20 protein-coding genes and 1 pseudogene are annotated in these 19,738 nt (G+C 72.4%); 10 read left to right on the forward strand and 11 right to left on the reverse strand.

What is annotated here, in order from left to right:
• Positions 1-19: 19 nt before the first annotated feature.
• Positions 20-2,287 carry an FG-GAP repeat domain-containing protein gene (locus tag JE024_RS41865; protein ID WP_205371570.1) on the reverse strand — a complete coding sequence of 756 codons (2,268 nt, stop codon included), beginning with the start codon at positions 2,285-2,287 and terminating at the stop codon, positions 20-22.
• 416 nt (positions 2,288-2,703) lie between these two features.
• Between JE024_RS41865 and JE024_RS00030 the strand changes: the two are divergent.
• Positions 2,704-2,883, forward strand: a pseudogene (locus JE024_RS00030) (ADP-ribosylglycohydrolase family protein); the annotation flags it as partial.
• 71 nt (positions 2,884-2,954) lie between these two features.
• Complete coding sequence (locus JE024_RS00035) at positions 2,955-3,458, forward strand: hypothetical protein (protein WP_205371571.1); 504 nt, start codon at positions 2,955-2,957, stop codon at positions 3,456-3,458.
• A 195-nt stretch (positions 3,459-3,653) separates the two neighbouring features.
• Here the strand turns inward: JE024_RS00035 and JE024_RS40785 are convergent, their stop codons facing one another.
• The gene (locus JE024_RS40785) at positions 3,654-6,515 is read right to left on the reverse strand and encodes a serine/threonine protein kinase (protein WP_244882453.1); all 2,862 of its coding nucleotides are present in this window, start codon (positions 6,513-6,515) and stop codon (positions 3,654-3,656) included.
• 523 nt (positions 6,516-7,038) lie between these two features.
• Between JE024_RS40785 and JE024_RS00045 the strand changes: the two genes are divergently transcribed.
• Positions 7,039-7,851 (forward strand): hypothetical protein, encoded by an 813-nt coding sequence (locus JE024_RS00045; RefSeq protein WP_205371572.1) that lies wholly within the window; start codon positions 7,039-7,041, stop codon positions 7,849-7,851.
• 87 nt (positions 7,852-7,938) lie between these two features.
• The gene (locus tag JE024_RS00050; protein WP_244882455.1) at positions 7,939-8,481 is read left to right on the forward strand and encodes a hypothetical protein; all 543 of its coding nucleotides are present in this window, start codon (positions 7,939-7,941) and stop codon (positions 8,479-8,481) included.
• A 192-nt stretch (positions 8,482-8,673) separates the two neighbouring features.
• Here JE024_RS00050 and JE024_RS00055 read toward each other — a convergent pair whose 3' ends face one another.
• The 5 genes from JE024_RS00055 to rpmG form a co-directional block, all read right to left on the reverse strand.
• On the reverse strand, positions 8,674-9,477 hold the full coding sequence (locus tag JE024_RS00055) for an alpha/beta fold hydrolase (protein ID WP_205371574.1): 804 nt from the start codon (positions 9,475-9,477) through the stop codon (positions 8,674-8,676).
• 409 nt (positions 9,478-9,886) lie between these two features.
• Positions 9,887-10,123, reverse strand: a complete 237-nt coding sequence (gene rpsR / locus JE024_RS00060) for a 30S ribosomal protein S18 (RefSeq protein WP_205371575.1) — start codon at positions 10,121-10,123, stop codon at positions 9,887-9,889.
• 85 nt (positions 10,124-10,208) lie between these two features.
• Positions 10,209-11,360: a CobW family GTP-binding protein gene (locus JE024_RS00065; RefSeq protein ID WP_205371576.1), complete on the reverse strand. Its 1,152-nt coding sequence runs from the start codon at positions 11,358-11,360 to the stop codon at positions 10,209-10,211.
• Positions 11,360-11,605, reverse strand: coding sequence for a type B 50S ribosomal protein L31 (locus JE024_RS00070; protein WP_205371577.1), 246 nt, complete (start codon positions 11,603-11,605; stop codon positions 11,360-11,362). The genes JE024_RS00065 and JE024_RS00070 overlap by 1 nt, the downstream gene beginning before the upstream one ends.
• A 51-nt stretch (positions 11,606-11,656) precedes the next feature.
• Positions 11,657-11,821, reverse strand: coding sequence for a 50S ribosomal protein L33 (gene rpmG / locus JE024_RS00075; protein WP_030036050.1), 165 nt, complete (start codon positions 11,819-11,821; stop codon positions 11,657-11,659).
• 67 nt (positions 11,822-11,888) lie between these two features.
• Between rpmG and rpmB the strand changes: the two genes are divergently transcribed.
• From rpmB to JE024_RS00095, 4 genes are all read left to right on the forward strand, one after another.
• Positions 11,889-12,125, forward strand: coding sequence for a 50S ribosomal protein L28 (gene rpmB, locus JE024_RS00080; protein WP_205371578.1), 237 nt, complete (start codon positions 11,889-11,891; stop codon positions 12,123-12,125).
• Positions 12,125-12,430, forward strand: a complete 306-nt coding sequence (gene rpsN / locus JE024_RS00085) for a 30S ribosomal protein S14 (RefSeq protein ID WP_205371579.1) — start codon at positions 12,125-12,127, stop codon at positions 12,428-12,430. The genes rpmB and rpsN overlap by 1 nt, the downstream gene beginning before the upstream one ends.
• Positions 12,431-13,060: 630 nt before the next feature.
• Positions 13,061-13,231, forward strand: a complete 171-nt coding sequence (rpmF, locus tag JE024_RS00090; RefSeq protein ID WP_200426305.1) for a 50S ribosomal protein L32 — start codon at positions 13,061-13,063, stop codon at positions 13,229-13,231.
• A 6-nt stretch (positions 13,232-13,237) separates the two neighbouring features.
• Entirely contained in the window at positions 13,238-14,398 is a 1,161-nt protein-coding gene (locus JE024_RS00095) for a GTP-binding protein (protein ID WP_205371580.1), read from the forward strand.
• Between the two features lie 265 nt (positions 14,399-14,663).
• Here the strand turns inward: JE024_RS00095 and JE024_RS00100 are convergent, their stop codons facing one another.
• The 3 genes from JE024_RS00100 to JE024_RS00110 form a co-directional block, all read right to left on the reverse strand.
• A complete protein-coding gene (locus JE024_RS00100; RefSeq protein ID WP_205371581.1) occupies positions 14,664-15,173 on the reverse strand; it encodes a GNAT family N-acetyltransferase in 510 nt (169 codons plus the stop codon).
• 215 nt (positions 15,174-15,388) lie between these two features.
• Positions 15,389-15,763, reverse strand: coding sequence for a toxin Doc (locus tag JE024_RS00105; protein ID WP_205371582.1), 375 nt, complete (start codon positions 15,761-15,763; stop codon positions 15,389-15,391).
• On the reverse strand, positions 15,763-16,002 hold the full coding sequence (locus tag JE024_RS00110; RefSeq protein ID WP_205371583.1) for a type II TA system antitoxin, ParD family: 240 nt from the start codon (positions 16,000-16,002) through the stop codon (positions 15,763-15,765). Before JE024_RS00110 ends, JE024_RS00105 begins: the two co-directional genes overlap by 1 nt.
• 252 nt (positions 16,003-16,254) lie before the next feature.
• Here JE024_RS00110 and JE024_RS00115 point away from each other — a divergent pair, with 252 nt between their 5' ends.
• On the forward strand, positions 16,255-16,746 hold the full coding sequence (locus JE024_RS00115; protein ID WP_205371584.1) for a hypothetical protein: 492 nt from the start codon (positions 16,255-16,257) through the stop codon (positions 16,744-16,746).
• Between the two features lie 98 nt (positions 16,747-16,844).
• Positions 16,845-17,369, forward strand: coding sequence for a hypothetical protein (locus JE024_RS00120; protein WP_205371585.1), 525 nt, complete (start codon positions 16,845-16,847; stop codon positions 17,367-17,369).
• Between the two features lie 194 nt (positions 17,370-17,563).
• On the opposite strand, the gene JE024_RS00125 is transcribed toward JE024_RS00120, so the two are convergent.
• The gene (locus JE024_RS00125; RefSeq protein WP_244882457.1) at positions 17,564-19,555 is read right to left on the reverse strand and encodes an ATP-binding cassette domain-containing protein; all 1,992 of its coding nucleotides are present in this window, start codon (positions 19,553-19,555) and stop codon (positions 17,564-17,566) included.
• Positions 19,556-19,738: the final 183 nt, after the last annotated feature.

The following is a 19,738-nucleotide window of genomic DNA, read 5'->3' on the forward strand; positions in this document are numbered from 1 at the left end:
CCATGGTGCCGGGATCAGGTCAGACGACGGCCGTGTGGTTGAGGACCATGTCGGGCAGGGCGGTCGCCTCCTTGGTGCCGAACGGCTTCGTGGCGCTTCCGGTGCCCTTGTAGAGGTAGGTGCCGTTGGGGCCGTAGGCGAACAGGTCGGGGCGGCCGTCGCGGTCGGCGTCGCCGATGCCGACGAGGTGGCTGTAGGTGTTCCAGCCGCTGCCGATCCTGACGCGGGTGGCGAAGGTGCCGTCGCCCCTGCCCTGGTAGAGCCACAGCACACCGGCCGTGTCGCGGGCGACGAGGTCTCCTGCGGCGGTTCCGGCGATGTTGCCGGTGGCTTCGATGCTGTTGAACTGCTGCCAGCCGCTGAGGCCGATCTTCTTGCGGGCGGCGAACGGGGCGCCGGCGTTGCCGGTGGCCCGGTAGAGCCACAGCGCTCCGGCGGTGTCGGTGGCCACCAGGTCGGGCCTGCCGTCGCCGGTGAGGTCGCTGCCGCCGGCCAGGTGGCGGTAGGTCTGCCAGCCGCCGCCGACCTTGACGCGGGCGGCGAAGGTGCCGTCGCCCCTGCCCTGGTAGAGCCACAGCACACCGGCCGTGTCGCGGGCGACGAGGTCCCCGTTGGCGTCGCCGGCCAGGTTCCCGGCCGCCTCGATCCGGTTGTGCATGTTCCAGCCGCTGCCGACGGTCTTCTGCTCGCCCGCGGACAGCTGGCCGTTCTGGTTGATCCACGGGTTGTAGTAGCTGTCGGCGCGCACCAGGGTGCCGGCGCTGTCGCGCAGCAGCAGGTCCGGGGCGCCGTTGTCGTTGTAGTCGTGCCCGGCGGCCTTGCGGGTGACGGTGAAGGTGCCGGACCGCGTCATCCGCGGTCCGATGCCGTTGAGCGGGGTGGCGGTGACGGTCCAGGTGTAGTCGCCGTTGTAGGCGCTCTCGGCCGGACCGCCGATGTCGTTGTTGAGGTCGCCCCGCCAGTCGTAGCGCACGACCGCGTTCTCCGGCTGCATGAAGCCGGCGACCGAGGTCCTGCCGGTGCGGACGTGCCGGAGGGTGACGGTGACGCTCGCGTTGTAGCGGGACAGCGTCCACTCCAGCGGCACCCTGCCACCTGCGGCGTCGAGGTCGACGGTGGCCGGCACCTTGTCGCCCACCAGTGCCATCCCGGTCGACTCGCCGCTGCTCGCGATGAGTTCGGCCGTCGGGACGGCGCCGTCCGTCCCGGGGGAGATCCGGTAGAGGCCCTCCCCGCCCGCGACCGTGCCGCCGCGCACGATCTGGGCGCCGTCGGGGGCGACGGCGGACGTCAGCGTGTGGTCCAGGAGCCTGCGGGTGGTGGTGCCGTCCGTGAGACTGCGCGCGGTCAGCGCGTGCAGGGCGTCCGGCTCGATGTCGGTGAGCCCGCTGCGCGTTCCGTAGGTCACCCAGCCGTCGGTCAGTCCGACCTGGACGTCGCGGCGCCACGCGTTGCCGACCGCGAACGACCGGGACACCCCGGTGGCGCGGTCGAGGGCCACGACCGTCACGTCGTCGGCGGCGTCGTACTGGGCCCAGGCGAGATGGGTCGCCGAGACGGCGATGTCCCCTCGGGCGGCTGCCGGCAGCTCGTAGGTCCCGGTCACCGTGTTGGCGGCGAGGTCCAGCAGCGCGATGTGCCTCTTCGCCGATTCGCCCGCCCCGGTGGAGTAGGTGAGCAGTGCGTGCTCGGCGGTGCCGGGCCTGACGACGACGTCGGTCGCGTCGGCGGCGTCGGCAGGGAGGCCCGTGGTCATCCTCGCCGAGCCGCTGGTCGTGCTGTGCATGTGGAGGATCCTGTCCCCCTCCGCGTTCAGCGTGGTGGTGAACAGTGCCGTGCCCGCGGCACCCGCGTAGGCGGTGGCCCCGCCGACGGTGACCGAGCGCAGGTCCTTGCCGGTGGCCAGGTCCCTGAGCCATGCGCGGGAACTCGCCGCGAAGGCCGCGATGTCACCCGAGCCGGTGCTCGCGATCTTGGCGGCGTAGTTGAGATCCGTGGCCGGGCCTCCGTCCGCACGCACCCACTGCCGGATGTGCGTGGTGCCGGCTTCGTCCATGGACGGGACCTCGGTCGAGGTCAGAAAGCCCGAGGCGGTGACGCCGAAGACGGTGCTCCTGGCCGGATACGCGGCGACGGCCGCGGTGTGCGCCGCCTCCACACCGGTCGCGCTGCCGCTCGCCGGTACGGCGAACGCGGCGGCCGACACGGCACTGGCGCCGGCGGTGACGGCCAGCACGGTGACGACGGCGGTGGCCGCCCGCCGGCGGGCGGGACGTGCGTGGATCAAGGCGGCTTCCTCTCACGGGACCTGCGCAACACGCGTTGCGGCAGGTGGGACCGCTGATCGTCGCAAAAGGTTGTACGACATCGGGGGCGGGCGGTACGAGGCGGGCGGCCCCGTCCACGACACCGCGTACGCGTCGATCCGGGATGTCCCGCTGGGTGGGGGGCAGGGCGGCGGCCCGGTGCGGTTGGGGGGCGGTGCGGGCACGGGGCACTGGGCACGGGGCACGGACATCGGCACGGTCTCTGACACCGGCACCGGCACCGGCGCGCCCCGGACGTCCGCGGCGTCCAACGGCCGTCGAGCGGTGCTGGCCACCGCTGCCCGGAGTTGGACGCTCTCACCGGGCACGCCCGCCCCTTCCCCGGATTCTCACGAAGCGCGAGGGCGAACCGCCGGCTTCGCGCTGCACCGGAGCCGGCGAGATGTGCGGAGGCGGTGGCTGGGATCCCGGAGAGGCCACCGACGACACGCAGATGGCCGTCCTGGTCGCGGAGTCGCTGCTGGAGCGGGGCGGGCTGGACCTGCCGGACATCTTCTCCCGCTTTCAGCGGTGCTGTATCCGACAAACCTTCTCCGCCTCGCACAGCGCCTCGTGGATGGGAGCCACCGGTGAGACGGATCCGGCCCCGGTCCGGGGCGGGGTTCACCCGGTGTCTAGGGTGCGGGCATGGCTGTTCCCGAGATCATCCCCATCGCCTATGAGCCGGGCTACCGAACGAGCACCATCGGCCGGTTCGGCGGCGGCCAGTTCCTGGCGTCGGTCACCTACGCCCTCCCGGACGGGTTCGTGGCGGGGGACGGCTGGGAGGAGCAGAAGCGGCTCTTCGTCGTCCTGCACACGTTCGACCACGACGGGCGCCACCAGGAGTCCGACATCTGGTGCGCCGGTACCTGGGCGGAGCAGATGCAGCGTCCGCATGACGAGCGTTCCGTGGTCGCCCGCGCGGAAGCCCGCCTGGCCGACGCCCTCGCCGGCCTCGCGGATCGTGAGTACTGCGACATCGCGATCCAGCCGTTCCAGCTCACCGTCGACGGCGTGGTCTTCGGCCTCATCACGGAGTGCCACGCCGAGAACGAGAACAAGGACGAGGACACCGAGCACGACTGGGCTGAGCTCTATCCGGATCGGTTGGGCTTCTCGGCCCCGTGGAACGGCGAGTACGACTCCTGACGGACCGAGCGGTCAGCAGAGTCGGGAGGTCACGGTCACCTCAGCCATGCCGATCCGCCTCTGCTGTTGTGCTCGGTGCCCTGACACAAAGGTGTCAGGAGTACTGCGTCGTCAGCTTGGCTGTCGCCACCGTTGGCACAGCGCCGCGACCCGTCGGCCGGGCCCCGGAAGCCGCCTTCGCCGCCCCTGACATGTTCAGCTCTCGCAAAGCCTCTCCACCTCCCACCCGACCCGCAAGACCAGCGCCTCGACGAGTTCGTACAGCGCCGCGTCAGGGCCGTCCGCCGGATCGTGGCTCACAGCGAGCCGCGCCGCCTCACGCGCGTCGGTCTCGGCCAGCAGGACCAGTCCGTCCTGGCCGTGGATGTTGTACGTGTCCCCGTCATGGTGTCCGCGCTCGGTGCGAACGATGTCGGCGGCGACGCGGGCCGCTGCCTCGGGGGCAAATTCCACCAGCGCCTCCGCGATCTGCTGGGCGCCCTCACGGTCTGTCCGGACGGCGTCGACCGCGAGGGCCGTCGCCCACTGCCGGGCGTGCGGGGCGGCAGTCGTGATGATGTGCACCATCGTGTAGGCGGGCAGTGCCGCCTGGCTGATGTCCCGGGCGATGTGCGCGGCCTGTTCGAACAGTGCCATGGCTCGCTCGGGCTGGTCAGGTGCGATCTCCGCAGCCATGTCAGCGAGCAGGACCGCACGCATCTTCGGGTCTCCGATCGTGCGAGCCAGATCTGCGGCTCTGCCGGGATCGCGGTGGACCAGGGTGCGGGCGTGGTGCATGGCTATGTAGTCGTAGTCGTCGTCACCGCGCAGTCCGTCGACGATTGCCATGGCTTCGCTGAACAATCCGTCCGCACTGGTGGTGTCGTACGGGGCCAGGCTCGACGCCATGCACGTCAGGACGTAGGCGCGGGTCTCCGGCTGGTCGGCGGGGATGGCGCGAGCCACACGCTGCGCCCGAGGGAAGTCGCTGTGGAAGAGGCCGGAGAAGACGGTCGCCAACGCCTCCGCGCGTTCCACGTCGTCGCTGATGCCGCGGGCGATTCGTTCGGCACGGTCAGCATCCGCTGTGGCCATTTCTCCGAGCAACTGGTTCCGGGCGGAGCTGCGCGCGGGTTCCGGGAATGTCCGCAGAAGATGTTCAGCCCGTGCGAGATCGGTTGACGCGGCTTGCTCGACCGCTCTCCGGGCGATCTCCCGTTCGTCGTAGCCGGGCGGAGCCATGCGCACGGCCCGCTCGGGGTCGGTGCGCGCCAGCGCCAGCGCGGCGCGGCGCGTCAGCCTTTCCACTTCGGACGTGCCGATGCTGCCTTCGAGTCGGTGTGCGATGCGGGCGGCGCGTTCGGGATCCTTGGCGGTCTGGGCGTGGACGACGGCCAGGAGCACGCGGTCGGCCTGGTCCGGGTCGAGTTCACGGGTGATCCGTTCGGCACGCCGGGGGTCGGTGCCGGCCATCGCCTCGGCAACATCGGCCAGCGCACGGCCGGCAGCCGTCGGCTCGCCGATGGCACGTGCGATGCGTTCGGCGCGTGCGGGGGCCGTCGCCGCCATGGCTTCGGCGACCTCGGCCAGCGTCCGGGGCCCGCCCACCAGGGTGGCGATCTTCTCCGCACGCTCGGGAGCCACTGCCGCCAGGCCCACGGCCGCCACCGCGAGGGCGTCCCGCCGGGCGCCTTTGCTGAAGAGGCCCCGGATGCCCTCCGCCAGGGCGACGCCCTGCTCGGCGGCGGTGCGGGCCCACTCGTCATCGGCTCCCGCCAGCGCCTGCGCCACATGTGACAGGGCGGTCACCCGGTCGAGGCCCTGCGGCGCCTCGCCCGCGAGTCGCACGGCCTTCCCGGCCAGGTGCCTCCCGCGCTCCGCCTCCACGGGCGTGGCTGCCGCGGCGACCAACGCGAGAGCACGGGAGCGCAGTTGCGTGGCGTCGATGCTGCCGCTCACCGTCGTCGCACCGGAGATCAGACGACGGCAGTGCGTGATCCGCCTCCGGCGCAGCTCCCGCGCTCTCGCCTCTTCCGCTTCCTGTTCCCCGTCAGCGCGCCCCGCGTCCGCCCACCCCTCCGGGGTCGGGATCTCCACGTCCGATGTGAAGAACGAGAGGCCCCCGCCCGGCGAGGCCGTGGCCGGGAAGCCCGTGGCAGTGTCCGTGGCCGTGGCCGTGGCCCTGGCCCTGTCCGTGGCTGTCTCCGGGAAGTCCGTCGCACGGGCTTCGTCGATCATCGTCGTGAGGCGCGGCGGCAGCCAGGTCGCACCGGACGTTCCCCAGGTGGGCACCCGGTCGACGATCTGCTCGGCCGACGGCCGCTTCGCGGCCTCCTTGGCGAGGCAGTCCTCGATCAGCGCGATGCAGGTGCTGGGGACCCCTGACAGTCGCGCCGGCTCGTGCACCGCCCGGTAGTTGACGGCGTGCGCCGCGCCACTGCCGAAGGGCGGACGGCCTGTCGCGGCGTAGGCCAGCACCGCGCCCAGGGCGAACACGTCCGATGCCGGCTCCGCCAGGTCACCCACGATGTACTCCGGCGCCATGAATCCGGGCGTGCCGATCACCACACCGGAAACCGTCAGTCGGGTGTCCTCCGCCGCCCGGGCGATGCCGAAGTCGATCAGCCGGGGACCGTCGGCGGCAAGGATCACGTTTCCCGGCTTCAGGTCACGGTGCACCACCCCGCAGGCGTGCACAGCCGCGAGTCCCTCGGCCAGGCCCGCGGCCAGCAGCCCCAGCGAAGGCTCCGGGAGTGCGCCGTGGCGGACAACGGCCTCCTCGAGGGAGAGCCCCGGGATGTAGGCCGTGGCCAGCCAGGGCGGATCCCCGTCAGGGTCCGCGTCCAGAACGTGCGCCGTGTAGAAGCCGCCCACCTGCCGGGCCGCGTCCACCTCGCGCCTGAATCGCCCCCGGAAGCCCGGCGCATCGGCCAGTTCGGCCCGGACCAGCTTCACCGCCAGCAGGCGGCCACCACGGGAGCGGCCGAGGAACACCTGCCCCATTCCGCCGCCGCCCAGCCGCTTCACCAACTGGTACGCACCGATCCGCCGGGGGTCCTCCGCCCGCAGGTCCTCCACGCCGCTTCCTCCACCGCTCGTCGCACCGGTATGCCCCGCCCCGGCGTCCGGCATCCGGGGGTGGCAACCGAGACCTACCCAACGGGACATCGGCAGCAGCGGTGCCGGTTCCGAGACCGCGGCTCCCGGCCCGCTGTGCAGGTTCCGAGGCTGCGGATCCCAACCCGGCGTCGTACTGCGGCGATTCACCGCCCCTGGCGTCCGTGCGGCAACCGGATCTGACGTACCCGCCGCGGCACCGGGGCCGGGTACCGGGACCACACGGCCGCCCCGGCCCCGAACCCGTTCGCCGCGACGGTGCCGCGGTGCGCGAGGCGCCGCGCCGCCCCCCCTCCCCCACCGGAGCCCAGTTGACGGCGCCCGCGGGCGGGCTGCTGAGACGATAGGGCTGACCGTTGCCGGATCGCGCGGCAGGGCCGGGCGGATGCGTGTGGTGGGTTCTCGGGGGTGTGGCGGTGAACGGGGTCGGACAGCGGGGAGCATTCAGCGTGGACGGTGCCGGCCCGGGGGCGGGCCGTTCCCCTTGAGTTTCAGCGTCCGGGAGGGCGAGGGGCTGTGGCAGGTGAGGGCGGCCGCGGCACAGGCGGGCGAGTTGGCGGACCTGCTCGTGGCGGCCGGGGCGAACGACGCGGTGGCGGTGGTGTCCTTGGAGACCAACTCCTGTCTGGACGAGGAGTGGCGTCCGCTGCGGCCGTCGCTGGTCGCGGCCGCACTCGGCGTGCCGTGCACGGTCCACCCCATCGGGTCCTGGGCGTCCGGAACCATCGGGCTCTCGGACGAGATCCTGGTGATGGAGCGCGGCCTGCTGCCGCGTCTGTTCGACGGCAGCTGGTCGCCGTACGAACTCGCGCTCGTCGACGTGGCCCCGGACGTGACCCCGGATCAGCTCGACGAGCTCGCGCTGGCGATCGGCACGGCCGGTGCCGGCGAGCCGCTTCTGGGCCGGCTGGGCGACTGCCGGATCTGGTTCTCGGGCCACGACGACTGCTACGTGTCGCTGGAGACCCGCGACCCCGCTCTGCCGGCCGCGCTCCTCGCGCGTCTGCCGGCCCTGCTGGCCGGACGCGCCCTCGCCGAAATCACCGGCCGCATCGGACTCGCCGAGGCGGAGGCGCCGCCCGTCCCCGAGCCCGGGGCCTGGCTGGCCGAACGGCTGATGGCCATGGCACCGCACTGGATCGGAGCGCCGGCGGACGTCACCGAGGAGCTGGTCGTCATCGGGCTCGCCGCCCTGCCGGAGCCGTGGCGGCTCGGCGTTCCGTTCCCTGCGCGGGCCGACCTCGTCGCGGCGCTCGACGTACCCCGCGGCAACTGGCGGCTCACGGCCGCAAAGTGACCTGAAGGGGCCGAGGACGGTCACCGAGTTCGAGCCGATCAGGCGCCGCCTCGTCCGTCACCCGGACGGCGTGATGGGATGGCCCACATGAAGGAACTTCTCGCGGAGATGACCGAACCGTACGGAGGCGGAAAGGGGTTCCGCTTCAAGATTCGCGACGTACGGATCGACGGCGGCGGCCCCGTGCTGCGCGTCGCCGCCGGCGGCACCTACACCCTCGCCTTCGCGCTGCTCCACGACTGCGCCGAGTGCGGCAACGCCGTCAACCAGGTCATCGTCGGGCTGGCGGGTGAGAACCGCGCGCAGGCGTCCGTGTGGAACGGCAAGCAGCGCAGTGGCGGAAGCCTGCGGGTCGTCAACCCCGGCACCGGTGTCGAGGCACTGGCGGAGGACAACCCGGGCCCGGCCGAGTGGGTCGAGGTCTCCTGCGACCTCGTCGTCCCGGACGAGCCCGGCACCTACTCCGTCCGTGCGCGCTACGCCCAGGCGTACCAGGGACGATTGATGACCCCCGCGGGCCGCGCGGTGCCCCAGCGCGAGTTCCCGGACGCTCTCGGCTGGTGGACGGTCGACCGGCCCGACGGCCCCGGACCGGAGTCGGCCATCGGCACGATCATCGTGGAGCCCTGAGGCGAACTCGCCGGGGCGCCGCGCGGCGCGGACCGGGGCTCGCAGTTCCGGTCACGGAGGTTGCCGCCGTACTCCCTCGGCACGGCGGCCTGGATGGTCGATCAGTTCGTCGCCGCGGTGTGAACGGCCTTCGGCGTGCTCAGCGGGCGGTGAACACGCCCGGGAGGACGACCGAGCCGGCGAAGGCCGTGCTCATGCCGGCTGTCCGGTGGTGAAGAAGCCGGTCAGGACGGGGGCGAGGAGCTCGGGTGCGATGGTGTGCTCCTGGCCGGGGAAGACGTGCAGGGTGAAGTTGTCGGCGAGTGCGGCGAGTTCCCGCGCGCCGGTGAGCATGTGCGGCGCGCCCGCGTCCCCGGTGCCGACGAGGACGGGTACGTTCACGGCCTGCCAGCGGCCGGCGGGCAGCGGCCGGCCGGACATGGTGTCGCCCATGATCCGGCCGTCGTAGGGCAGGGTGCGGGCGGTTGCTTCCATGCCGGTCCAGAAGGGGGCCTGCCGCATCCCGGCCACGGCCTCGGCGGGCATGCCCACCGCCGCGGTCATGAAGTAGGCCGCGGCATCGCCGTACGCCCCCTGCTTCACGAGGTCCGTCAGGTGAGCGACGTAGTCGTCGGGCAGCGGGGGGCGGCTGGAGTCGGTGATGAAGGGCGGCTCGTAGAGGGCCAGTCGGGAGACGGCGCTGCCTCGAGCCGCGGCTTCCAGGGACAGGACGGCGCCGGAGGACATGCCGAAGACCATCGCCTCGCCGCCCGCGCGCTCGATCAGGGCGTCCAGGTCCTCGACTTCGCGCTGTACGTCGTAGTCGGGGCTGTCGCCGCTGTCTCCGCGGCCCCTGCGGTCGTAGGTGATCACGGTGAGGTGCTCGGCCAGCAGGCCGGCGAGCGCGGCGGAATCGCCGCGTGCCATGAAGGCGCCGCCGACGAGCACCACTGCGGGGCCCGAGCCCTGCTGCTCGTAGGCGATGGCCGTACCGTCGGCAGAGATCACCTGGTTCATGGGAAATCACTCCATATGTCTGCGGGTTCGGAGGTCCGCACCCGGCGGACCTCGGAACTGGACGGTACAGGCGCCTGGCGTGCGCGTGCCCGGTCGCACCGTGAGCCGCCGTCCGCACCAGCGCAAGGAGCAGCCCGGGCGGGGGCGCGTCCTGCACGGTGCGGGTGTGCCGCGGCTGCTGCCGCGGCACACCCGGGATTCCCTGCGGCGGCCCCTCCGCTCAGCCGGCGGCCCTGCGCCGTACCGTGCCGGACGGGGCCCAGGTCCGGGTCACGGGCTGCCCGGGCTGCTGCGAGGGGCAGCCGGGCCCTTGCGAAGCCGCTCGGCCCGGCCCGGACAGGGGGAAGCCGGGCCCTTGCGGAGCCGCTCGGCCCGGCCCGGATACAGGGCCGGGACCGGTCCGCGGCCGTCAGCGGCCTGCGTACGGGAGGAGTGACATCTCGCGGGCGTTCTTGATCGCGGCGGCGAGGGCGCGCTGCTGCCGGGCCGTCACACGGGTGACGCGTCGGCTGCGGATCTTGCCGCGGTCGGAGATGAACTTCCGCAGCAGGTCGGTGTCCTTGTAGTCGATGTACGTGATGCCGGCCGCGTCGAGCGGGTTGGGACGGGACTGGACGGGCTTGCGGGGGTCGGGACGTCGGGCCATGTCGGTGTCTCCTTGCGGGGAGCTTTCGCTCAGGGTCGTGCCGGGCGGTGAACGGGCCGTACGGGTGGGGCTGCGCCGGCGGACGTCAGGCCGCGTCGAGGAGGGCGTCGAAGGCGGCGGGCAGGTGCTTCCACGACTCGCGCCCCGACGCGTACTCCGCGTCCGTCAGGAGGCAGGAGTCGAGGAGGCGTTCCAGTCCGTCGCGGTCGAGCCCGGGCGAGGTGAACACGAGGTGCTGGCAGCAGTCACCGTGGTCGGGGTGCCAGTCGAGCGCCGCCGCAGCCCGGCGCACGGGCGGCACCATCTCCCAGGCCGCGTCCGGCAGCGAAGCCAGCCAGGGGCCGGCACTCTCCACGCACAGTGCACCGCCGGCGGCGTCCCAGGCGAGCAGGGTGTCGGGCCGGTCGGCGAGCCAGAACCTGCCACGGCTGCGGGCCGCGGCGCAGCACAGGTCCTCGAGCGCCCGGTAGAGGCGTTCGGGGTGGAACGGGCGCCTGCGGTGCCAGACGAGGGTGGCGACGCCGGCCTCGTCGGCCTCCTGGGGCAGCAGCGCACACGCGGGGTGCTGCGCGGCTGCCGCGGCCTCGGCGTCGAACCCGGCGAACGCCGCCCGGGCGAGCTCGACGGAATGCGCCGGCACGCGCCGCGCGGTGGGGTGCAACTGGGCGAGGAGGGCGTGGTCCTCGTCGTCGGCCTCGTCACTGTCGACGACGGCGAGGACGGGGGCGTACTCCAGCTGGCGGGCCCAGGTGTCACCGACGGTCCGCCGGTCGGTGGCGGCCGCGGCAAGGCCGGCTTCGGCCAGGTCGTCGCCGTTGCCGAGGTAGGGCAGGACGAGGGCAGGGTCCACCGCGGTGATCACGTTCGTCAGGGCGAGCCGGTCCCCACCGTGGGCGGTGATCACCTCGGCCATGCCCTTCGGTTCGACCGAGTCCCAGAGTTCGACCACGGCGAGGCGGGTCAGGCCGCCGTCCGCGAGCCGTTCCAGTTCGGGCACGAGGTCCTCGCGCAGAGCACAGCACGCGCAGTCGTTCACCAGGGGCGCCTCCTCCCGGGAAACGGTCCCCTGCGCGTCGCGGATCACCCGCAGGACGCTGCCCTCGGGTGCCCCGCCCAGATCGTGGTGCAGGGCCACGCTTCCGGGGACGGATCCAAGGAGGCGGTCGACGACCTCGGTCCGGGCGTCGGAGTGCAGGCCGGCGACGACGACGACCGGGAGCTGGTGCTCGCGGGCCATCAGCCGGCTCCGTAGCGGCGCTGGAACTTCTCGACGCGGCCGGCGGTGTCGAGGACGCGGGCGGAGCCCGTGTAGAAGGGGTGGCTGGCGGACGAGGTCTCGACGTCGACGACCGGGTAGGTGTTGCCGTCCTCCCAGTCGACCGTCCTGTCGCTGGTCATGGTGGAGCGGGTGAGGAACGCGGTGCCGGAGGCGGAGTCGCGGAAGACGACGGGCTCGTAGGCGGGGTGGATACCGGGCTTCATGGCCGGCCCTTTCGACGATGGGGCAGGGAGTGTGGCGGAGGTGCGGGGTGGTCAGCGCTCTTCGCGGAAGTCGACATGGCGGCGCGCCACCGGGTCGTACTTGCGGAGCACCATCCGGTCGGGGTCGTTGCGCCGGTTCTTGCGGGTGACGTAGGTGAACCCGGTTCCCGCCGTCGAGCGGAGCTTGACGACCGGGCGGATCTCGTTGCGTGCCATGCCGCTACTATATGACAATGATTTCCATTACCAACACGCTGCGGTAGCGAGAAAGGCGGCTGCAACCATGTCGGCCCACTGCCAACTGACCGGCGCCCAGCCGGGATTCGGCAACACCATCTCCCACTCCCACCGGCGCACATCACGCCGCTTCGACCCCAACATCCAGCGCAAGCGCTACTGGCTGCCCAGCGAGGGCCGGCACGTCCGCCTCACCCTGAGCGCCAGGGCGATCAAGACGGTGGACACGATCGGAATCGAGGCCGCCGTGGCCCGGATCCGCGCACGGGGAGGCAAGGTCTGATGGCGAAGAAGAGCAAGATCGCGCAGAACGCGAGGCGCAAGGAGACCGTCGAGCGGTACGCCACCCGGCGGGCCGCACTGAAGGAGACCATCCGCCGGCCGTCCTCCACCGCGGCCGAACGCGAGGCCGCCCAGGCCGAACTGCGGCGGCAGCCGCGCGACGCCAGCGCCACCCGCGTACGCAACCGCGACGGCGTCGACGGGCGCCCCCGCGGCTACCTGCGCAAGTTCGGGCTCTCGCGGGTGCGCACCCGACAGCAGGCCCACGCCGGATTCCTGCCCGGAGTGACCAAGTCCTCCTGGTAGCGGCCGGCTTCGGACCGACGAAGCCCGGTCGGGTGACCCCGGAACGTCCGAGCCCGACCTGCCGGGCATCGCCGCCCATCACATAGAGGGTCACCACCTCCCGTCACATGGAGGGTCGCCGATGTCGCGTTCGGCCCCTGCGGACCCACGGACAGGGGACCGCAGGGGCCACACGCGAACCCCCGCGAGGCGCGGACCGCCGAAGCCCGGCCCCACGGGGCCGGCCGGGCACGTCCGGCCACACCTTGCCGCGCCCAGTGAGACATCGGCGGCATGAAGCCTGCCCTGGATCGCCGTACGCCGAGCGGCACGGCTCTGCCGACGGACACGCCGAGCGCCCCGCCAGGAGCCTGCCCCGCGGCGCCCGGCGACCTCACCCGGCGGGCTGTCCCGCCAGGAGCCAGGCACGGTCGCCCTCACGTGTTCACCCGGCACCGAGGAACCCTCACCCGCGCGGGAAGCCGCCCGGGCGGAGCGCCGGCCCGTCGCCTGCCCGCTCCGTGGCGCCTCGGCCGCGCGCGGCCTGGCGCGAGGGACCCGCGCCACCCTTCCACGCACCGGCCAAATTGATAATGGGATCCATTTTCATGTAGCTTCTGCGGTGTCAGACCCGGACCGAGGAGTCTCACGATGGCCGTTCCCAAGCGGAAGATGTCCCGCAGCAACACCCGCCACCGCCGCGCCCAGTGGAAGGCGAGCACGCCCCAGTTGGTCCCGGTCACCGTCGACGGCGTCGTGCACCAGGTCCCGCAGCGCCTGGTGAAAGCGTACGAGCGCGGCCTCGTCCACCCGGAGGGCTGAGCTTCCATGACAGCTGTCGACCGGCTGCCCGTGACCGTCCTCTCCGGGTTCCTGGGGGCAGGGAAGACCACGCTCCTCAACCATGTACTCGGCAACCGCGAAGGGCTGCGGGTCGCGGTCGTCGTCAACGACATGAGCGAGGTCAACATCGATGCCGCGCTCGTCCGCGGCGGCACGGCAGCGCTGTCCCGGACGGAGGAGCGGCTGGTCGAGATGACCAACGGATGCATCTGCTGCACCCTGCGCGACGACCTCCTGGAGGAGGTCGACCGGCTCGCCCGCGAGGGCCGCTTCGACTACCTGCTCATCGAGTCCAGCGGCATCTCCGAACCCATGCCGGTGGCCGCGACGTTCTCCTTCCCGCGGGACGACGGCGCCACCCTCGGCGACCTCGCGCGCCTGGACACGATGGTGACCGTCGTGGACGCCGCGAACTTCCTGGCGGAACTCGGCGGCGGCGACGAACTCGTCGCGCGCGGTCTCGATCAGTACGAGGACGACGAGCGCACCGTCAGCGACCTGCTCATGGACCAGGTCGAGTTCGCCGACGTCATCGTGCTCAACAAACTCGACCTGGCCGGGCCCGACGAAGCGCGCCGGCTCCGCGCCACGCTCTCCCGGCTCAACGCCGAAGCGCGGATCGTCCCCGCCGTACGCGGACGGGTGCCCGTCGAACACATCCTGGGCACCGGTCTGTTCGACGTGGAAAGGGCACAGCAGGCCCCCGGCTGGGTGAAGGAACTCAACGGGGAGCACGTGCCGGAGACCGAGGAGTACGGCATCTCCTCCCTCGTGTTCCGCTCCGGCGCGCCCTTCCACCCCGGGCGGCTGTGGACCTTCGTCACCCAGGGCCTCGACAGCCGGACCTACGGTCGCGTACTGCGTTCCAAGGGCTTCTTCCGGCTCGCCGGCCGCCCCGGGGTGACCGGGCTGTGGTCCCAGGCCGGCGCTGTCGCCCGGTTCGAACCGTCCGGCGCCCGCGGTCCGGAGACGGCACAGGGCCAGGAACTGGTCTTCATCGGCAGCGGCCTGCGCGCCGACGCCCTCCGTGCGGCCCTCGACGCCTGCCTGATGGTGCCGGGCGAGACCGTTCCCGCCGACGACGACTTTCCCGCCTGGGAGACGTACGGCATCGGGGACGTCTGCGAGCACGGCCAGGTGGCCTGACACAGGCCCCCGCGCACTCCGGGCCGGACGGTGGTCGCAGCCACGGCATCGTCCGGCCCGGCTTCTTCCGGAAGTCCCCGGGACAGCACGCCCCGGGGGGCGTCCGCTCCCCTCGCCCACCGTGGCGTCTGCCCCGCCCGTTCCGTCTGCTCCGCCCGTTCCGTCTGCTCCGTCTGCTGTCTGCTCCGTCTGCTCTGGAGGAGTCGCCGGGCCCTGCCACAAGACCGTGCTACCCCGAAGCGGCTCGGGGGCAGCACAGGAGGCGTCAGACGCCGAAGGCGGCGGGGTACTGGATGGTGCCGGTCGGGACGGGGCGGGTGTCGTCCAGGGCCATCGCCATCATGGCCTCGTCCGGGACGTCGAAGGGGGCCCGGACGCCGAAGCCGGAGGCGGGCGTGAAGCCGAACCGGGGGTAGTAGTCGGGGTGGCCCAGGACCAGGACGAGGTTCTCTCCCCGGGTTCGGGCGGCGTCGAGTACGGCACGGATGGCCGCAGAGCCTGCACCGGCCCGCTGAACCGAGGGCAGAACCGCGCACGGAGCCAGGGCCAGGGCCGGTTCGCCGTCGACGTGGCAGCGGGTGAGCAGCGCGAACGCCACCGGGGCGTTGTCGGGGCCCGCCGCGACCATGGAGAAGCCGTCGGTCCATGCCTCCGGGTCGGCGCGCAGGGCGTCGACGATGTCCGCTTCCTGAGGGGTCGGGAAGGCCGCGAGGGTGATGTCGCGGATAGCGGGGATGTCGCCGGGGGTCTCGGGGCGGGTGGTCCAGGTGGTCATGGTCGTTCCGTTCTCGGTGGCGAGCGGGGTGGTGCCCGCGGCACAGCTGCGGTCGCCGTTGCGGGTGCGGCACGGGATCGCCTCGGTGGGGGCGGTTGCGGGTCCGGACCGGCATCGTGGTCACGGCGGCTCGATGCCTCCGGGGCCCGGGCGGCGGCGGACGATCTCGCGAGCATCGGGTGTGCGAGGTCGGCAGCCGTGCCGCGGCGGAGTGTTCAGATCCGCCAGGTGCGAATGCGCTCGGCTGCTTGGTAGACGCTCGTCTTGCCGGCCTGGATGTCGCGGACGAGGTCGACCATGGCGCCGTACGGGGGGTCGATGCCGTCGCCCGAGGCGTTCATGTAGGCGGCCGCGACCTGGCAGGCGTAGAGGCTGTTGCGGTAGGGCAGCGGCTGCAGGCGGACCAGGGTGTGCAGGAGGGCGCCGGCGCGCCAGGCCGGGTCGGGGTCGGCGGTCGCGGGGCGGGGGATGCGGGTCCTGTGGCGGGCGACGGCGGCGACCAGGGCGGAGTAGTCGGCGACGGAGACGTCTTCGGGGACGGCCTGTTCCTGGACGTCCAGGAGCCAGGGGACGTCGACGTAGAGGATCATCAGGCCGCGTCCGCTCCCTGACTGCGGGCAGCGGGCGGGGCCTCGTCGGGGAAGGCGTCGTCGAACTCACCGCGGTGGGTCTCGCCCCAGGAGACGGCGTAGCGGACGAACTGCAGGCGCTGCTGCTCTCGCAGCGGCAGGTCGTGGACGTACTGCTTGAGCGACTTGCCCTCGGCGGCCGCGGCGGCGCGGACCGCTTCGAGTTCCTCGTCGGAGAAGGTGATGTTCAAGGACGGCATACTCTCATGGTACCTAGTAGGTACCTGCGTGGGCCAGGGTCGAGTTCGGATCCGCGTCACCGCAGGTCATCCGCTCGACCACGCCCCGTCGATCCGGCCGGGAAACGAGGGGGGACGGGGGTCCGGACGGCACGTTCGAGCCGCCGGTCACCGGCGCACTCCCGGCACATGGTGCATGACGGACGGTGGGGCGGGCACACGGGGTCCATGCACGGACGACACGTACGTTCCGCACGCACCCCCGGCCCCGGCATGTCACCCGCAGGCCCCTCGTACCCCCGCCATGCCCGCCGGGGACCGTCCACGAGCCGGCTCAGGCGCCGCATCACCGCCTACCGCGAGGTCGATCTCCTGACCGCCACGATGCCCGCGGGCTCCGTCCGCCCGGCCGAGGAATGCCTCCTCCTCGTGCACTCCCGCCACGTGGTCGGACACGTCTGCTACCGCATCTGCCGGCTCTGCGCACGGGGCACCATCAGCGCCCTCGCCATCGACGAGCCCTTCCTCGGTACCGGCCTCGACACCCGTGCCCTCGCGCACCTGAAGTCCCGCCACCCCGACCTCCACTGGTTCAGCACGCTCCACCAGCGCACCACACGCGACCTCCTGCGGCGCATGGGCGTGCCGGTACTCCCGGACAACCGCCCACCCTGCGCCCACTCCCCCGCCGATCCCGCCCCCACGCGGACCGCCGGCCCTCGGGCACCCAGGCCGGCCCGGGACGCGGCACGCCTCACCGGATGAGACGGTGACTGGGCTGGTCCCGGGGCTCGGATCCTGCCGCGGAGAGTGCCACCGACTCCCCACGACGGCTGTCGGAAGCGGGTCGTAGGCTGCGGCCCATGGAATCGCTGATCGCCGCCGTCCGTGAGCAGGAAGAAGCTGCCCGTTTCCTGGCTTGGCCGGGTGACTTCGACCTCGACCGAGGCGATCATGTCGAGGAGGTGCACCTCGCCTCGGGTGCCGTGCTCGAAGGGTTCGCCGGCGATGGTGCGGGCGGCACGTTCTTCTTCTGCGGTGAGGGCGGAGAGGAGCGTCCGATCCTGTACGCCGACTCCGAAGGCGGCGCGGCTCTGGTCGCCGTCGGCCTGCCCGAGCTGGTGCGGCTCCTGCTGGTCGTGCCGTGGTGGCGGGACTGCCAGGCGTTCACGGACGAGGAGAGCCGCGAGCTCGAGGCCGAGTACGTGGAGGACATGCCGGACCTCGCCGCCAGAAGGGCCCGTGCTGCCGCGGCACTCGGCCTCGAACTTCCGGACCGGTCCGCGGTGCTGGCCCGTCTGTCGGAGGTGGCCACTCGGCTGGGGAAGGACTACGTCTTGATCTTCACGCCGGAAGGAAACCCGTACGAACCGCTCTTCGCGGCCTGAGGGTTTCCTCGACCGGGTCCGCCTGTGTGCTGCCAGTGGCGGGAGTCTTCGTTGCCTGGTCGCCGCCGTCGGCAAAGGCTGTCTGCTCCTCCTGATCTCCAGGATCTCGCGATCGTCATCGGGGGTCGAAGCACGCTTGAGCCGGCTGACCCGCTCACGCCTCACGCGCCGCCTCGGCGCGTGAGGCTCGCGGGTCACACCTGGTCGGGGACGACGGGCGCGGCGGGGTGCGGGACGGTGGCGGCTGGGGCGTACTGGGCGGCCTGGGCGTCGAACATGGCGGCGTATCGGCCGCGGGCGGCGAGGAGTTCGTCGTGGGTGCCGTGCTCGGCGAGGCGGCCGTCGCTGAGGACGTAGATGTGGTCGGCGTGCCGGACGCCGGACATGCGGTGGGTGACCAGGACGACGGCCCGGTTGGGGGCGGCGAGGCGGCGGATGCGGTCGAAGGCCTCGATCTCCGCTTCCGGGTCGAGGGCGGAGGTCGGCTCGTCGACGATGAGGACGCCGTCCGCCTGTGACGTCGCACTGCGCCAGTGCGTGCGGGCCAGACCGATCTTCTGCCATTCGCCCCCGGACAGTTCGATGGCCCCGCGGAAGATGCGGGCCAGCAGGCTGCGCAGTCCGGCGGGGAGTTTGGCGACGACGGGGCCGGCGGCGGCGTAGTCGACGGAGGGCATGAGGTCCTCGTCCGTCGCTGGGTGGTCGGGGCGGCCGAGGCGGATGTTCATCGCGGCGGTCACCGGCCAGCGCTGGAAGTCCTGCGTGAGCAGCGAGACGCGCTCGAAGACCTGGGCGCGGTCGAGGCCGGTGAGATCGTCCTCGCCCCAGCGCAGCGTGCCGGTGTCGGGCAGCAGCATGCCGGAGAGGATCTTCATCAGGGTGCTCTTGCCGGAGCCGTTCTCGCCGACCACCGCGGTGACCGATCCCATGGGCAGGGTCAGGGACACGTCGTCCAGGGCCGCGGTGTCCCGGTCGGGGTAGCGGTAGGTGACCCGGTCCAGGACGATCTCGGCGACCCGTTCGGCGACGGGAGCGCCGCCGGAGGGCAGCGTCCGCAAGGCGGCCCGGGTGAGGAAGCGGCCGTGGTCACGGACGTAGAGGCTCTCCTCGTGCAGTTGGTTGATGTTCATGACGAGCGCGCCCAGGCTCGCCGAGCCGGTGCGCACGGCGATGACGGCGGTCCCGGCGACGGCGAGGCTCATGTGCCCCGCCATGATCAGCCAGAACATGGCCCCGTACGTCGCGGCCATCGCCAGTCCGGACAGCGCGGAGGCCACCCACTCGGTCAGCGCCTTGCTGGAGGCCAGGCGCTCCTGTTCGGCTTCGGCGCTCTCGGCCATGCGCTCGTAGCGGCTGAGGAGGAAGGTACCGACGCCGTGGAGGCGGACCTCCTGGGCGGCGGTGCGTTCGGTGAGCAGGTTGCCGATGAGCCGGCTGGCCCGTACGTGTTCGATCCAGCTCATCACCGACACGTACCGTTCCTGGGCCACGCGCATGGCGCCCCAGCCGCGGGGGGCGGCGATGAGGATCAGCATGGGCAGCAGCACGGGATGCAGCACGAGAAGCACACCTGCGGTGGTGATCAGGGAGATGAGGCCGTTCAGCGCGGCGACACAGGCGCTGATCATGCGGCGGGCGGAGGCGGGGCCGTGCTGGGCGATGTCCACGAGCCGCCGGAAGTCGGGGTCGTCGATGGCTTCCAGTTCGACGGCGGCCGCGGCAGCGAGGTACTGGGTGGTGGCGATCCTCTCGACCTTGGGCTCCAGTCGCCCCGCGCGGGACGTGGACCAGGCCGACAGGGCGGAGTTGACGACGCCGATGGCGGCGGCGGCCAGCAGGCCGGGCACCAGGGCGTGCAGCCGCTCGGCGGCGCTCCCGCTGCCGGCGAGCAGCGCGTGCATCACAGCGTTGACGGCGAGCAGGCCGGCGGCGGCGGCGATGCCCTGGCCGAGTTCGCTGATCCCGACGGAGACCAGGGCACGCCGGTCCGCCTGCCACGCGATGCGCAGCGTGGTGCCGACGAGGGCGGGCATGGAGCGCAGCGCGGACATCATGGTCAGGTCCAGCGACGCGTGTTCGTGCTGGGACCACCCCATGTCGTAGCGCAGGGGTCCGCCGAACAGTTCGTGTTCGGCGTCGGACACCTGCGGTTCGGCCATCCTGACCGGGCCGAAGAATCTCCTCACCGGGCGCCTCCCGTGGACCGGTTGACGGCCCCGTGGGGCCGGCCGGGGGTGATCCTGCCGAGAACCGGTGTGCGCGAGGCCGGCTGCCTCTCGGCGCGGGGCCGTGAGGCCCTTCGGAGGACGTCCGCCTTCGCTCGAACACCGGCCCGCCGCGGTTCGTCGTTCCGCGTGGTGCCGTTCGGT

The organism is Streptomyces zhihengii, from assembly GCF_016919245.1.
Lineage (GTDB): Bacteria > Actinomycetota > Actinomycetes > Streptomycetales > Streptomycetaceae > Streptomyces > Streptomyces zhihengii.

Coding starts and splice junctions, on each gene's coding strand:
- JE024_RS00035 (WP_205371571.1), top strand. CDS start 2,955: ATGGCTGTTCCCGAGATCATCCCCATCGCCTATGAGCCGGGCTACCGA.
- JE024_RS00050 (WP_244882455.1), top strand. CDS start 7,939: ATGAAGGAACTTCTCGCGGAGATGACCGAACCGTACGGAGGCGGAAAG.
- JE024_RS00055 (WP_205371574.1), bottom strand. CDS start 9,477: ATGAACCAGGTGATCTCTGCCGACGGTACGGCCATCGCCTACGAGCAG.
- rpsR (WP_205371575.1), bottom strand. CDS start 10,123: ATGGCCCGACGTCCCGACCCCCGCAAGCCCGTCCAGTCCCGTCCCAAC.
- JE024_RS00065 (WP_205371576.1), bottom strand. CDS start 11,360: ATGGCCCGCGAGCACCAGCTCCCGGTCGTCGTCGTCGCCGGCCTGCAC.
- JE024_RS00070 (WP_205371577.1), bottom strand. CDS start 11,605: ATGAAGCCCGGTATCCACCCCGCCTACGAGCCCGTCGTCTTCCGCGAC.
- rpmG (WP_030036050.1), bottom strand. CDS start 11,821: ATGGCACGCAACGAGATCCGCCCGGTCGTCAAGCTCCGCTCGACGGCG.
- rpmB (WP_205371578.1), top strand. CDS start 11,889: ATGTCGGCCCACTGCCAACTGACCGGCGCCCAGCCGGGATTCGGCAAC.
- rpsN (WP_205371579.1), top strand. CDS start 12,125: ATGGCGAAGAAGAGCAAGATCGCGCAGAACGCGAGGCGCAAGGAGACC.
- rpmF (WP_200426305.1), top strand. CDS start 13,061: ATGGCCGTTCCCAAGCGGAAGATGTCCCGCAGCAACACCCGCCACCGC.
- JE024_RS00095 (WP_205371580.1), top strand. CDS start 13,238: ATGACAGCTGTCGACCGGCTGCCCGTGACCGTCCTCTCCGGGTTCCTG.
- JE024_RS00100 (WP_205371581.1), bottom strand. CDS start 15,173: ATGACCACCTGGACCACCCGCCCCGAGACCCCCGGCGACATCCCCGCT.
- JE024_RS00105 (WP_205371582.1), bottom strand. CDS start 15,763: ATGATCCTCTACGTCGACGTCCCCTGGCTCCTGGACGTCCAGGAACAG.
- JE024_RS00110 (WP_205371583.1), bottom strand. CDS start 16,002: ATGCCGTCCTTGAACATCACCTTCTCCGACGAGGAACTCGAAGCGGTC.
- JE024_RS00115 (WP_205371584.1), top strand. CDS start 16,255: ATGTCACCCGCAGGCCCCTCGTACCCCCGCCATGCCCGCCGGGGACCG.
- JE024_RS00120 (WP_205371585.1), top strand. CDS start 16,845: ATGGAATCGCTGATCGCCGCCGTCCGTGAGCAGGAAGAAGCTGCCCGT.